Source organism: Saccharomonospora sp. NB11, from assembly GCF_015910535.1.
Lineage (GTDB): Bacteria > Actinomycetota > Actinomycetes > Mycobacteriales > Pseudonocardiaceae > Saccharomonospora.
In genome coordinates this window covers 319369-332929 of record NZ_JACBJG010000005.1, presented here as the reverse complement: position 1 = coordinate 332929, position 13561 = coordinate 319369, and the positions used below count along the sequence as shown (strand labels likewise).

13 protein-coding genes are annotated in these 13561 nt (G+C 70.9%); 5 read left to right on the top strand and 8 right to left on the bottom strand.

From position 1 onward, the window contains the following. Positions 1 to 65 precede the first annotated feature (65 nt). Complete coding sequence (gene sucB / locus JAV51_RS10160) at positions 66 to 1847, bottom strand: 2-oxoglutarate dehydrogenase, E2 component, dihydrolipoamide succinyltransferase (protein WP_197320427.1); 1782 nt, start codon at positions 1845 to 1847, stop codon at positions 66 to 68. 80 nt (positions 1848 to 1927) lie between these two features. Beyond that, positions 1928 to 3301: a dihydrolipoyl dehydrogenase gene (lpdA, locus tag JAV51_RS10155; RefSeq protein WP_197320426.1), complete on the bottom strand. Its 1374-nt coding sequence runs from the start codon at positions 3299 to 3301 to the stop codon at positions 1928 to 1930. Between the two features lie 215 nt (positions 3302 to 3516). Here lpdA and JAV51_RS10150 point away from each other — a divergent pair, with 215 nt between their 5' ends. After that, positions 3517 to 3894: an oxidoreductase gene (locus tag JAV51_RS10150; protein ID WP_197320425.1), complete on the top strand. Its 378-nt coding sequence runs from the start codon at positions 3517 to 3519 to the stop codon at positions 3892 to 3894. A gap of 18 nt (positions 3895 to 3912) precedes the next feature. Here JAV51_RS10150 and JAV51_RS10145 read toward each other — a convergent pair whose 3' ends face one another. Together JAV51_RS10145 and JAV51_RS10140 are read right to left on the bottom strand one after the other, a co-directional pair. Next, positions 3913 to 4953: an SMI1/KNR4 family protein gene (locus JAV51_RS10145; protein ID WP_374059007.1), complete on the bottom strand. Its 1041-nt coding sequence runs from the start codon at positions 4951 to 4953 to the stop codon at positions 3913 to 3915. A gap of 27 nt (positions 4954 to 4980) precedes the next feature. Further along, positions 4981 to 6477 carry a leucyl aminopeptidase gene (locus JAV51_RS10140; RefSeq protein ID WP_197320424.1) on the bottom strand — a complete coding sequence of 499 codons (1497 nt, stop codon included), beginning with the start codon at positions 6475 to 6477 and terminating at the stop codon, positions 4981 to 4983. A gap of 127 nt (positions 6478 to 6604) precedes the next feature. On the opposite strand from JAV51_RS10140, the gene JAV51_RS10135 reads away from it, so the two are divergent. Further along, a complete protein-coding gene (locus JAV51_RS10135; RefSeq protein WP_197320423.1) occupies positions 6605 to 7498 on the top strand; it encodes a hypothetical protein in 894 nt (297 codons plus the stop codon). Between the two features lie 2 nt (positions 7499 to 7500). Here the strand turns inward: JAV51_RS10135 and JAV51_RS10130 are convergent, their stop codons facing one another. Beyond that, a complete protein-coding gene (locus JAV51_RS10130) occupies positions 7501 to 7812 on the bottom strand; it encodes a hypothetical protein (RefSeq protein ID WP_197320422.1) in 312 nt (103 codons plus the stop codon). Between the two features lie 54 nt (positions 7813 to 7866). Between JAV51_RS10130 and JAV51_RS10125 the strand changes: the two genes are divergently transcribed. Then, the gene (locus JAV51_RS10125; RefSeq protein WP_197320421.1) at positions 7867 to 8970 is read left to right on the top strand and encodes a branched-chain amino acid aminotransferase; all 1104 of its coding nucleotides are present in this window, start codon (positions 7867 to 7869) and stop codon (positions 8968 to 8970) included. A gap of 42 nt (positions 8971 to 9012) precedes the next feature. Here JAV51_RS10125 and JAV51_RS10120 read toward each other — a convergent pair whose 3' ends face one another. Next, positions 9013 to 9981 (bottom strand): nicotinate-nucleotide--dimethylbenzimidazole phosphoribosyltransferase, encoded by a 969-nt coding sequence (locus JAV51_RS10120; RefSeq protein ID WP_197320420.1) that lies wholly within the window; start codon positions 9979 to 9981, stop codon positions 9013 to 9015. Positions 9982 to 10074: 93 nt separating this feature from the next. Here JAV51_RS10120 and JAV51_RS10115 point away from each other — a divergent pair, with 93 nt between their 5' ends. Beyond that, positions 10075 to 10797 (top strand): 2-C-methyl-D-erythritol 4-phosphate cytidylyltransferase, encoded by a 723-nt coding sequence (locus tag JAV51_RS10115; protein WP_197320419.1) that lies wholly within the window; start codon positions 10075 to 10077, stop codon positions 10795 to 10797. Between the two features lie 61 nt (positions 10798 to 10858). Here the strand turns inward: JAV51_RS10115 and JAV51_RS10110 are convergent, their stop codons facing one another. Continuing rightward, a complete protein-coding gene (locus JAV51_RS10110) occupies positions 10859 to 11854 on the bottom strand; it encodes an aldo/keto reductase family protein (RefSeq protein ID WP_197320418.1) in 996 nt (331 codons plus the stop codon). Positions 11855 to 12281: 427 nt separating this feature from the next. Then, positions 12282 to 12953 (bottom strand): DUF3043 domain-containing protein, encoded by a 672-nt coding sequence (locus JAV51_RS10105; RefSeq protein WP_197320417.1) that lies wholly within the window; start codon positions 12951 to 12953, stop codon positions 12282 to 12284. A 138-nt stretch (positions 12954 to 13091) separates the two neighbouring features. Between JAV51_RS10105 and JAV51_RS10100 the strand changes: the two genes are divergently transcribed. Further along, complete coding sequence (locus JAV51_RS10100) at positions 13092 to 13469, top strand: iron-sulfur cluster assembly accessory protein (protein ID WP_197320416.1); 378 nt, start codon at positions 13092 to 13094, stop codon at positions 13467 to 13469. Positions 13470 to 13561 lie beyond the last annotated feature (92 nt).

Sequence of the window (13561 nt, the reverse complement as noted above, 5' to 3'; positions counted from 1 at the left end):
GGCCGCACACGCCACGGGGGCGCCCGCTGTGTCGGCGGACGCCCCCGCGTGCGTGAAGCGGCGGCTCAGAGACCCAGCTCGTCCTCGAAGTTGCCTTCCTCGAGACGCTGCTTGATCGTCGTGAGGAACCGGCCCGCGTCGGCACCGTCGATGAGACGGTGGTCGTAGGTCAGCGGGAGGTAGGCCATCGAGCGGACGGCGATGGTGTCGTTGCCGTCGGCGTCGCTGGCGACCACCGGGCGTCGCACGACCGCGCCGACACCGAGGATGCCGGACTGCGGCTGCACGATGATCGGCGTGTCGAACAACGCGCCGTTGCTGCCCAGGTTGGTGATCGTGAACGTGCCGCCGGTGAGCTCGTCCGGGGTCACCTTGTTGTTGCGAGCCCGGTCGGCCAGGTCGGCGATGCGGTGGGCCAGGCCCGCCAGGCTCAGCTCACCCGCGTCGTGGATCACCACGGACAGCAGACCACGCTCGGTGTCCACGGCCACGCCGAGGTTGATCGAGGCGTGGTAGGTGATCTCCTTCGTCTCCTCGTTGTACGAGGCGTTGACGTTCGGGTGCTGCTTCAGCGCCTCGACCGTGGCCTTGGCGAAGAACGGCAGGAACGTCAGGTTCACGCCCTCGCGGTCGCGGAACGCGGCCTTCGCCCGCTTCCGAAGCTGCGCGACCTTGGTGACGTCGACCTCGTGCACCTGCGTGAGCTGAGCCGAGACCTGCAGCGACTCCTTGGTCTTGATCGCCGTGATCTGGCGGATGCGGTTGGCCTTCTGCACGGTCCCGCGCAGCGCGGCCTTCTCGGCGTCCGACACCGGCGCCGGACCGCTGGACTTGGCCGGAGCGGAGGCCGCGGCAGCCGCGGGCTGAGCCGGGGCCGCGGTCTCCTGCTGCTTCTGCTTCGCCTCGGCGGCGGCCAGCACGTCCTGCTTACGGATACGGCCGCCGACGCCGCTGCCCTTCACGGTGTTCAGGTCGATGCCGTGCTCGGCCGCGAGCTTGCGCACCAGCGGCGTGACGTACGGCGTTCCCGCACCGTCGCGCTCCGGGGCCGGTGCGGCGGGCTGAGCCTTCGCGGGCTCGGGAGCGGGCTTCGCGGCGGGCTGCTGGGCCTGGGGCGCCGGGGCGGGAGCCGACGGCTGCGGGGCGGCGGGTTCCGGAGTCGGCTCCGGCGCTGCCTGCTGCTGCGGCTGCGGCGTGGGCTCCGCGGGGGCCTTCGGCGCGGGCGCGGCGTCGGCCGAACCCACGACGGCGAGCTGCCCGCCGACCTCCACGGTCTCGTCCTCGGCGACGTTGATCTCCAGCACCGTGCCCGCGACCGGCGAGGGGACCTCGGTGTCGACCTTGTCGGTGGAGATCTCAAGCAGCGGCTCGTCGACCTCGACCGTGTCGCCGACCTGCTTGAGCCACCGGGTGACGGTGCCCTCCGTGACGCTCTCACCGAGCTCGGGGAGCGTCACCGGCGTGCCCGACGCCGCGCCGGCCGAGGGGGCCGGTGCCGCCGGAGCCGCCTGCTGCGCGGCGGGGGCCGCGGGGGCTTCCTGCTGGGCCGGGGCCTGCTCCGCGGGCTGGGCCGCCTCCGCGCTCGGCGCGGGCTCGGCGGTGCCGCCGGAACCGTCGTCGATCACGGCGAGCTCGCCGCCGACCTCCACGGTCTCGTCCTCACGCGCCACGATCTTGTGCAGAGTGCCCGCGACCGGCGAGGGGACCTCGGTGTCGACCTTGTCGGTGGAGATCTCGAGCAACGGCTCGTCGACCTCGACCCTGTCACCCTCCTGCTTCAGCCACCGGGTGACGGTGCCCTCCGTGACGCTCTCACCGAGCTCCGGCAGTGTGACGGAGTACGCCATCGTTTGCTGACTCCTTGTGTGTGCTGGTGTGGTCCGAGTTGCTGCGTCGGCTGTGCCGCCCGCGCTGTTGTCGAAACAGCTCAGCCGTGCACGTGCAGCGGCTTGCCCGCCAGGGCGAGGTGCGCTTCGCCGAGAGCTTCGGTCTGGGTGGGGTGGGCGTGGATCAGCGGGGCCACGTCCTCGGGGAAGGCCTCCCAGTTGTAGATGAGCTGAGCCTCGCCGATCAGCTCGCCGACGCGGTCCCCGACCAAGTGCAGACCGACGACGGGGCCGTCGGGAGCCTTGATGAGCTTCACCGCACCGGATGTCTTCAGGATCTGGCTCTTACCGTTACCCGCCAGATCGTAGGTGAAGGTCGTGATGTCCGAGCCGTACTTCTCACGCGCCTGCGCCTCGGTGAGACCGACCGACGCGACCTCGGGGTGCGAGTAGGTGACCCGCGGGATGCCCGACTCGTCGATCGGCGTCGGGGTGAGCCCCGCGATCTCCTCGGCCACGAAGATGCCCTGCTGGAAGCCGCGGTGGGCGAGCTGCAGGCCGGGCACGATGTCGCCGACGGCGTAGACGTTCGGCAGGTTGGTGCGCAGCCGCTCGTCGGTGAGCACGAAACCGCGCTCCATCCGGACACCGGCCTCGTCGTAGCCGTGCCCGGCCGTGTTCGGGCCTCGGCCGACGGCGACGAGGAGGACGTCGGCCTCCAGCGTCTCGCCGGACTCCAACGACACGGTGACGCCGTTCTCGTCCTGCTTCGCGCCCGTGAACTTCACGCCCGTCTTGAACGCGATCTTGCGGCGGCGGAAGGCCCGCTCCAACTGCTTCGACGAGAACTCGTCCTCGGCGGGCACGAGCCGGGGCAGCGCCTCGACGATCGTGACCTCCGTGCCGAAGGACGCCCACACGCTGGCGAACTCGACGCCGATCACGCCACCACCCAGCACGACGGCCTTCTTCGGCACGAAGTCGAGCGTGAGGGCGTCGTCACTGGTGATGATCCGACCGCCGAGCTCCAGGTCGGGCAGCGTCCGCGAGTACGAGCCCGTGGCGAGGATCAGGTTCTTGCCGGTGTAGCGGGTGCCCTCGACCTCCACGGTGGTGCCGCCGACGAAGGTGCCCGCGCCCTGCACGAGGTTGACCTTGTTGGCCTTCGCCAGACCCTGCAGCCCCTTGTAGAGGCGCGAGATGACGGAGTCCTTGTACTTGTGGACGCCGGCGATGTCGACGCCTTCGAACACGGTCTTCACACCGAACTGCTCGCCGTCCCGAGCCGAGTCGGCGACCTCGGCGGCATGCAGCAGCGCCTTGGTCGGGATGCAGCCACGATGCAGACAGGTGCCGCCCAGCTTGTCCTTCTCGATGAGGGTGACGGAAAGGCCCAGTTCGGCCGCGCGGAACGCCGCGGCGTAACCACCGGATCCGCCACCAAGGATCACCAGGTCGGCTTCAGCGTCGGTCACTTCTCACTCCTCGGCAGGCAGTCTCGTACGTCGTGTCGTACGTCGTCGTCGTCCGTACGGCCCGCATGTCGGGTGCACAGGCGCGGACGGCGCTCATGTCACCTCATCTTGTCACTTCGCTCGAACGGCCTGCGACCTAGTGCGGATGTGACGAGCTCGACGTCGCGCTGTGATCGGGATAATGCACAGTGCGAAGGGGAAGGAGTGTGGTCGCGGTGGGCCTGTTCGACGCATTTCGTCGTCGCCGAGGTGGCAGGAGCAGGGGAAAGCAGGGTAAACCCGGCACGTTGCGCGGTGCGAGTCCGGCCGACACCGCCTACCTCGACCAGTGGGCCGCGAGCCATCGCGGCGTCGAGGCGTACGTGGAGCCGAGGACGACCGTCACGGAGACCACCGTCGTGCTCGTGGCCCACGACGGCGAGTGGACCCGGCGGCGGATCGGGAGCCTGGACGCCGCCCAGCGGTTCGGACGCAAGCGGTCCATCCCCGTGTACGAGGTCGCCAAGACGGGATATCCGAAGCGGATGCGGGATTACACGGAACGGCAGCGGGTGCTGCGGAAGAAGGCGCAACAGGAACGCGACGCGACCTGATGCGGCCGTCGAGCGCGGTCACAGGTCCGACGTTCCGGCCGCCCGCAGCAACTCGCGGTGGTGGTCGAGCAGGGCCGCGACGTCCTGGTGCACGCTGATCCCGAAGACGGGGTCGTCCTCCACGACCTCGCCGGTGCCGGTACGCAGGACGAGTGTCGCGGGCTCGGAGATCACGAGGCAGCCCGGTGTGCCGTCCGGCCCGACCACGAGGGTTGTCAGTTCCGAGGCCGACAGCAGCCGGGGGAAGACCACGTCGGCGGGCAGTCCGTCGCAGGTGGCGAGGAAGCGCCGGTAGCCGTCGGGCAGAGCGCGGCCGAGGCGGTGCTCCGCCTCGGCGATGTCCCGGGCGGGTGCGGGCGGTGGCGCGGCGCCCGGAGTGCCCCTCAGCCACAACACGTCGTCGATCAGTTCGCGCCACGATCCATCGGTCGATCGGGTGGTGTCGGTGCGATACCGCGTGGTCAGCGCGGCCACGAGCGCCGTCACGTAGTGGTCCGTCCACCCGGCGGGGACGGTGAGCGCGCCGTCGGCGAGCAGCCGGGCCAGCGGACGAGCTCCCGCCAGGGTCGCGAGATCGGGCCGGGGAATGGCTCTGGCGTGCTCGGCCCAGGTGTCGATCGTCGCGCGGGCGTCGGCGATCGCACCGGCCTCGGCCTGGGTCCAGGCGCGGTCGACCAGGTCGGCGAGCACCGCGTCCACTCCCGACGTCGCACGCAGCCGCGCGAGATGCGCGCGGTGTGCGCGTTCCTCCGCGTCAAGATCGAGCGGGGGAAGTTCACCGGCCCAGTCCGGGGCGCGTCGTCCCGACAGGAGCATGGCCCACGCCCTGGCCGCCACCGGGCGACGCACCAGCCGGGTGACCGATCGACCGGTCGTGTGCCGCCAGTGCCGGACGAGCCGGTCGCCGTGCTCGGCTGCCCCGACGCAGAACGCCAGCAACGCGGCCTGTCCGATCTCGACGTCCACGACGTCATCGGCCGCCGTGAGCACGGTGCGCACGGCGGCCTCGACGAAGTCCTCCGGCGGGGGAGCGGTCAGCGAGTCCATCTCGGTGTGCACGCTGCCCTTCTCCTCACCGGACGGTGATCAGCCGTAGTCGGCGATGTCGGCCAACACCGCGGCGATGGTGCGAACCGGCACACCCGTGCCGCCCTTGGCGGTGTAGCCCCACGGCGAGCCGCTGTTGTACGACGGACCCGCGATGTCGATGTGCGCCCACGGCAGGTCCCCGCTCACGAACTCACGGAGGAAGATGCCCGCCGCGAGCATGCCGCCCCAGCGCTGACCGGTGACGTTGGCCAGGTCGGCGATCTTGGAGTCGAGCCCGGACCGCAGTTCCTCCGGCAGCGGCATCGGCCAGCCGTTCTCACCCGTGGCCTGGGCCAGCGTGGCGACCCGGTCGCGGAAGTCGTCCGAGCCCATGATTCCCGCCGTCCGCTCGCCGAGGGCCACGATCTGCGCACCCGTCAGCGTGGAGGTCTCGATCAGGTAGTCGGGCTCCTCCTCGCAGGCCCGCGAGATCGCGTCGGCGAGGATCAGGCGACCTTCGGCGTCGGTGTTGAGCACCTCGACCGTCTTGCCGCCGTACATGGTCAGCACGTCGCCCGGGCGGTACGCGGTGCCCGAGGGCATGTTCTCCGCCAGCGGGATGTGCGCGACGACCTCCAGCGGGTACTTCAGCTTCGCGGCCAGCACCACGGAGGCCAGCACGGCGGCGGCGCCGGCCATGTCGGAGGTCATGCTGTCCATGCCCGCCGCGGGCTTGAGCGAGATGCCGCCGGTGTCGAAGGTGATGCCCTTGCCGACGAGCGCGACCGTCTTCTTCGCCTTCGCGCCGCGGTAGGCGACCCGCAGCAGCCGAGGCGGACGCGACGAACCACCGCCGACGCCGAGGATGCCGCCGAAGCCCTTGCGCTTGAGCGCCTTCTCGTCGAGCACCTCGAACTCCAGTCCGGCGGTGTCGGCGAGGTCCTTGGCGCGCTCGGCGAAGGAACCGGGGTACAGGTCGTTGGGCGGCGTGTTGACCAGGTCGCGAGCGACGCCGACCGCCTCGGCGATGGCCGTGGCCGCCTTCACCGTCGCCTTGTGCGCCCGCGTCGTGCCCTCGGAGGGAGCAGCGACCTCGATGGTGGACGGTGCGGCCTCACCCGGTTCGGACTTGTACTCGGTGAACGAGTAGGTACCGAGGACGGTGCCCTCGACGGTGGCCTGCAGGTCCAGTTCGGACAGGGTGGTGAGGACTCGCTTGTGGCCGCTCAGGGCGCGTCCCGAGGCGCCCGCGGCGCGGCGGACCCGCTCGGGCGTGACGTCGTCGGCCTTGCCGAGGCCCACCGCGAGCACGAGTCCGGCCGGGACGCGGCCGAGCGTCGGGACCTTCACGATCTCCTCGCTCTTGCCCGTCGCGCCGAGCGTCGCGAGTACCTCGGTGAGCGTGCCCTCGAAGGCGTCGTCCACGGCCTCCGCGCCCGCGGCCAGTTCGACCCCGTCGGCTCCCTGGAGGGTGCCCACCACGATCACCTCGGCGCGGGACTTGGCCAACGCCCCCTCGGAGTTCTCGGACAGGGTCAGCTTCGGCACGCTCACGTCAGGCTCCTCTGTGTCAGCACGTGCGGCCGGCGCACCCCGGGTCGGGGTGACGCGCCGCTCTCGTCGATCTCACCCGCCATGCTATTGGCGACACCCGTCATCCCGCGCGGAGGTAGGTCGGCAGATGGCACTCGCCGCAGGACTGTTCGTCGTTCTCGCCGTCGCCGCGTCGGCGGCAGGCTGGTGGCTGCTCGCCGCGCTGCCGTTGGCCGGCGCCCTCGCGTGGGCCGGCGGAGTGGGCGCAGACGCGCCGGAGGGACGGGTGGCTCATGCGCTGGCCGCGGCCCGTGCGTGGTGCCTGCTCGCGTTGTGCGCCAGTGTCCCGGCCGCGTACGTCGCACCCGAACTGCGCTCGGTAGCTTCGACGCAGGTGGCGTACGTGGTGGTGGCCCTCGTCGTCGTGCTCGTCGTCACCGGTGCCGACGCCACCGGTGCCCGTCTCCCGGCGCGGGTGCCGCGGTGGGTCGCGGGGCTCGGCGTGCTTGTCCTGGCGGCGTTCGTGGCCGTGTGCGTGGCGATCGATCCCGCGGGGCCGACGATCGGGGCGACCGAACCCCCGACACCCGTGGGCCTGCTCGTGGCGGTGGTGGTGCTCACTCCGCTCTTCGCCGAGCTGCGCGGCGTGGCGCTCGGTGTCGGGGTCGGCGTCGCGACGGTGCTCTCGGCGGCGGTGCTCTACCAGCTCGGCCCGTTCCGACTCGGGTTGTCGGTGACGTCGATGCGCGACGTGCTCGTGGCGGCCGACGCCTCCGCGCTCACGTCGCTGCTCGTGGTGGTGGCGGTCGGCACCGGGCTCCTCGGAGCCCTGCGGTACGCGGCCGCGGTGAGACGCGCCGCGTCCCGGTCCGGCCATGATGGACGCCGTACGGGGTGGAGCCCCGCAGCCCTGGGAGCCGTGGCTCTGGCCGGTGTGGCGGCGGCCGCCCTCGGACCGGCCGGTGCCGCGCAGTTGGCCGGTGTGGTGACGCTCGCCGGAATCGTCCACCGGCTCGTCACCCGAGGGCGAGAGGATACCTGAACTCAGACCATCAGCAGCACGAGGCCGAACAGCAGCAGCGACACCACGGCCAGGCTTGCCACCGACTTGCCGGGCAGGTCGCGGGGCAGCATTTGACCGTGCCGCTCCTTCCACCACACGAGGCCGAAGACGATGCCGGCGATGGCGAGGATGACGCCGAAGACGTGGACCAACACGAAACCGATGAGGGCCACCATGCCGCTCGCGAAGGTCAGCAGCGCGGCGGCGCCGAACGCCTTGGCGTCCGACGCGGGCCCGGCGGAGACGGAGTTGGGGACGGAACTGGGCTGAGGCTGCGAGGTCACGGGCCACATCCTAGGGGCGTGCGGGGCTCTGGTGTGGTCGTCGGCGGAGTTATGCTGACGCCCATGACTACCACGATCCCCTTCAGCCACCGTCCCAGCACCCGTCCGGCTTCGGCGGAGCGGGTAGCTGAGGTACTGGCGAAGCCGGGGTTCGGGGTGAACTTCACCGACCACATGGCGACGGTGGAGTGGACGCAAGGCACGGGCTGGCACGACGCGCAGCTTCGGCCCTACGAGCCGATCGCGCTGGACCCCGCGTCGGCCGTGCTGCACTACGGCCAGGCCATCTTCGAGGGCCTGAAGGCGTACCGGCAGCCGGACGGCACCGTGAAGGCGTTCCGCCCGGAGGTCAACGCCGCCCGGTTCCGCCGCTCGGCCCGTCGCCTGGCGATGCCGGAACTGCCCGACGAGCTGTTCCTCGGCTCGATCCGGGAGCTGATCGCCGCCGACGAGCGCTGGGTGCCGACCCGGCAGGGCGACTCGCTGTACCTGCGTCCGTACCTGATCGCCACGGAGGTCGGGCTCGGCGTCAACAGCCCGTCGTCGCGCTACCTCTACCTGCTCATCGCCTCGCCCGCGGGTTCCTACTTCTCGGGTGGGGTCAAGCCGGTGAGCGTGTGGCTGTCCACCGAGTACGTGCGCGCGGCGCCCGGCGGAACGGGCGAGGCCAAGTGCGCAGGCAACTACGCCGCCTCCTTCGTGGCTCAGGCGCAGGCGGTGGAGCAGGGTTGCGACCAGGTGGTGTGGCTCGACGCCAACGAACGCCGCTACGTCGAGGAGATGGGCGGCATGAACCTGTTCTTCGTGTTCGGCTCGGGTTCGGAGGCTCGGGTCGTGACGCCCGAGCTGAGCGGGTCCCTGCTGCCCGGTGTCACGCGCGACTCGCTGCTGCGGCTGGCCTCCGACTTCGGGTACGCGGTCGAGGAACGCCGGATCACCACCGACGAGTGGGAGAAGGCGGCGGCGTCGGGCGAGCTCACCGAGGTCTTCGCGTGCGGGACCGCTGCCGTGATCACCCCTGTCGGTCGCGTCAAGCACGCCGGGGGCGAGTTCACGATCGGTGACGGCACTCCCGGTGAGATCACCATGAAGCTGCGCGACGAACTCACCGGCATCCAGGAGGGCACGCGGCCCGACCCGCACGGGTGGATGCACACCCTCGGTTGATCACGCTCGTGACGAGGAGCCGGGTCGATGCCCGGCTCCTCGTCAGCGGGTGTGGCCGAGGCTCGCGGCCGTCGTGACGAGCGGAAGGACCAAGGCCGCGCCCGTGCCGGAACCCTCGGCGATGCCGAGGTCCAGCAACGGCTCCAGGTCCAGGTGTTCCAGGGCGAGCACCTGAGCGGGCTCGGTGCTGCGGTGCGCGGCCGTCCACCACGCCCGTGCGCCCGGAGCGATCTCCTCGGCCAGCAGGGCGGCGGCGCACACCGACAGGCCGTCGAGCAGCACGGGGGTGCGACGCACGGCGGCCTGCGCGAGGAAACCCGTCAGCGCGGCCAGGTCCGCCCCACCGGCGGTGCGCAGCAGGTCGAACGGCTCCGTCACCACCGGCTTGGCCCTGCGGAGGGCGTCGCGGATGGCGGCGGCCTTGCGCATCCACGCGTTGTCGTCGATGCCCGATCCGCGTCCGACCACGGCGACCGGTTCGGTGCCCGTGAGCGCGGCGACGAGTGTGGCTGCGGGCGTGCTCGCACCGGTGCCCAGTTCGGCGGGAACGAGCAGGTCCGCGCCCTCGTCCACCTCGGCGTCGGCGATCCGCCGTCCGATCTCCACGGCGGCCTCGGTCTCCTCGGCCGTCAGGGCGTCCTCGACGTCGATGGACCCGGAGCGCCGGCGGACGCGGAACTCGGACTCCTCGTCGCTGTCCACCGCGACGTCCACGATGCGCAGCCCGGCACCGGCACGCTCGGCCAGCAGGCCCAGAGGCGTCCCACCGGCGCGAAGCTCACGGATCGCCTCGCGTGTGTACTCGGGCGAGCGAGCCGACACGCCTCGCGCCGCGACACCGTGGTCGGCGGCGAAGACCACGACGCGGGGACGCTGCGGTGCGGTGGGCTCGGGACGCCCCTGACGGGCGGCGAGCCAGTCGCCGAACGCGTCGAGCCTGCCGAACCGGGGACGGTTCGTCCGGCGCCGGACGTCGTCGGGACGGGGAACCTCGGCGAACTCGATAGGCACGCGCCTACCGTACCGGGGCGAACCGCGAGGGCTGCCCGACGTCGTCGGCGTCCGACCACAGGGGACTGCGAGCGGGCTCTAAGATCGGGCGCCATGGTGGGTGGGCGGAAAGCACCGGGCGCAGCCGGAGTCGTGCTGGCCAGCGGCGCGGGCACGCGAGTCGGAGCCGCGACGAACAAGGTGTATCTGCCCCTCGCGGGGCGCAGCATCGTCTCGTGGTCGCTGAAGGCGTTCGCCCGTGCCGAGGGCATCTCGGCCCTCGTCCTCGTGACCAGGCCCGTCGACGCCGAACTCGTCGAGCGGGTGTGTCGCGACGAGGTGCCCGACGTCTCCGTCGAGGTCGTCCACGGTGGACGGACACGGCAGGAGTCCGAACTGTTCGCGCTGCGACATCTGCGGTCGCGGATCGCCTCCGGCGAGATCGACACGGTGCTGCTGCACGACGGGGCGCGTCCGTTGGTGACCACGGGGCTCGTCGAACGGGTGTTGCGGGTGGCGCGGGAGCACGGTGGCGCTCTGCCCGGTCTCCGCGCCGACGACATCGTGGCTCTCGACGCGACGGGGGAGTCGGTCACCGCGTCCGAGGCGGCGACGCTGGTGCGGGCGCAGACACCGCAAGGGTTCCGGGCGGCGCCGCTGTTGGCCGCCTACGAGCGCGCCGAGGCCGAGGGATTCGTCGGCACCGACACGGCGTCGTGCATGGAACGCTTCTCCGAGCTGCCGGTGCACTGGCTCGACGGTGAGGAGAGCAACATCAAGGTGACCTACCCGCACGACCTCGTGATCGCGGAGCAGGTCCTCACCGGAGGGGCGTGACCGGACGGCTGCCGTCCGATCACGCCCGCTCTCGTGTCATCAGTGGGGCGTCAGCGAGGCGTCAGAGGATCGGGCTCTTCGTCTGGCTCGGGTCGCGCTCCACGACGCCGTCGAGGACCTCGTCGATCGCCGTCATGAGGTCGTCGTCGAGCTTCACGCCCGAGGCCTTCACGTTCTCCTGCACCTGCTCCGGGCGGGAGGCGCCGATGATGGCCGAGGCCACGTTGCTGTTCTGCAGCACCCACGCCACGGCAAGCTGAGCCAGGGTGAGGCCGGCCTGCTCGGCGAGCGGCTGCAGCCGCTCCACCCGCGTCAGCACGTCGTCGTTCAGGTAACGCCCGACCATCTGCGCGCCGCCCTTCTCGTCGGTGGCGCGGGAACCGGCGGGCGGCGGCTGACCCGGCTTGTACTTGCCGGTGAGCACACCCTGCGCGATGGGCGACCACACGATCTGGCTGAGGCCCTCGCGCTCACAGGTGGGCACGACCTGGTCCTCGATGACCCGCCACAGCATGTTGTACTGCGGCTGGTTGGACACGAACGGGATCTTCAGCTCGCGGGCGAGCGCGGCGCCCCGCGCGATCTGCTCGGCGTCCCACTCGGACACGCCGATGTAGAGGACCTTGCCCTGCCGCACCAGGTCGGCGAAGGCGGTCATGGTCTCCTCGAGCGGCACGGTGTGGTCGAAGCGGTGTGCCTGGTAGAGGTCGATGTAGTCGGTGCCGAGGCGCTTCAGCGACGCGTGGGCCGACTCCATGATGTGCTTGCGGCCGAGGCCCTTGTCGTTCGGGCCCTTGGGGCCGGTGGGCCAGAAGACCTTGGTGAAGATCTCCAGGCTCTCCCGGCGCTGGCCGGCCAGCCCGCGGCCGAGCACGGCTTCCGCCGCGGTGTTCGCGTAGACGTCGGCGGTGTCGAAGGTGGTGATGCCGGCGTCGAGCGCGGCCTTGATGCAGGCGTGGGCCTGCTCCTCCTCGACCTGGGAGGCGTGGGTGAGCCAGTTGCCGTAGGCGATTTCACTGACGGAAAGGCCACTACGGCCGAGACGACGAAACTCCATGCCGTAAGCGTAACGTTCAGTTGTTTCGCAAAGCTAACGACCTGCCGTGGTCGTGTCCGCCGCCTGCGTCATCGTGTCCGCACTTCGTGAACTCGTGTCCGCTGTCTGTGCACGGGTGTCCGCAGTTGCCCTCCTTGTCTCCCCTCCGAGCGACGGACTTGCGTTCAGAGTTGCTGACAACTGCGAGAGGTGCCGATACGAGGCCACGAGCCAGGGACACGCGTGCGTGGGGTGCGGACACGAAGCCCGGAGGCGGGGGCATGCGTGCGTGGGGTGCGGACACCAGCGCGGGAGCCACCGACACCCGTAGGTGAGCTGCAGACACCCGTACGTGGGGTGCGGACACCCGTACACGAGCCCAGGACATCCGTACGGGGACTGGGGACACGCGTGCGCAACTCGCGGACACGCCGGGGGAGGAGGTGCCTCAGTCGACCTTGTCGCCGGGCTTCACGCGCGGCTTGGGCACGCGGAGCTTGCGCAGCTGGCTCGCGCGCACGAAGGCGTACCACCCGATGGACGAGCCGCGGATCGTCTCCTTCGGGAACTTCTCGCGCACTTGCTTGCTGATCCGCCTGCCGTTGAGGAAGCCCTCGACGATCATGCCGAGCAGCAGCACCGTGGTGAGCAGCGTCGCGTACTGCTGGACCACCATGATCGGGATCAGCAGGGTGATGAACACCACGATCGCCATGGGCATGAACAGCCCGAGCACGTTGCGCCGCGAGTCGACGAGGTCGCGGACGTACGCCTTCACCGGACCACGGTCCCGGGGGAGCAGGTAACGCTCGTCACCCGCGAGCATGCGTTCCCGCCGCTCGCGCGCCGCAGCGCGCCGCTCCTCCTTGCTGACCGGGTTCTTCTTCCGCAGCTCACGGCTCCGGCGGATGGCTTCCCGGGTGGTCTGCGGAGGCGGAGCGACCGGGCCGCGCCGTTTGCCCTCGGCCTCGCGGCGCTTGGGCGTGGGACGTCCCTTGCCCGGGGTGTAGCCCTTGCGACGGGCCTCGGCGGAGGCGGCGTCCTCGACGGTGGTGCCGGACTCGGCGGTGCCGTCGGTGGTGTCGGCCTCTGTGGTGCTCGATCGACGCAGGAACTTCACCTCACCAGGGTATTGCAGCCCACAGTCGGCATGTTCATCCGGGCGGCGAATGTGACACCATGGAACGCGGGAACAGAACGGGTGGTCGGCGTGTTGGAGCCGGGTACCCGCCTGAACCACGAACCGTGAGGGAGAGTCATGACGACCGCTGAGCAGACCGGCAACACCGCCGCCGACGCCGGCGAGGCGACACACGGCGTCACGCTGACCGAGGCCGCCGCTGCCAAGGCGAAGGCGCTGCTCGACCAGGAGGGTCGGGACGACATGCACCTGCGCATCGCCGTGCAGCCCGGTGGCTGTGCCGGCTTGCGCTACCAGCTCTTCTTCGACGAGCGCACGCTGGACGGCGACCTGTTCCGTGAGTTCAACGGGCTCCGGGTGGCTGTCGACCGCATGAGCGCTCCGTACGTCGAAGGCGCCGAGATCGACTTCGTCGACACCATCGAGAAGCAGGGCTTCACGATCGACAACCCGAACGCCGGTGGCTCTTGCGCCTGCGGCGACTCCTTCCACTGAGTCCCGCTCGACCGGTCACCGACCGACCTCACCGCTCCCAGGGCCGCGCCCGTCGCCGACCCTGGGAGCGTTGTCGTGAGGTGGGTCGGTGA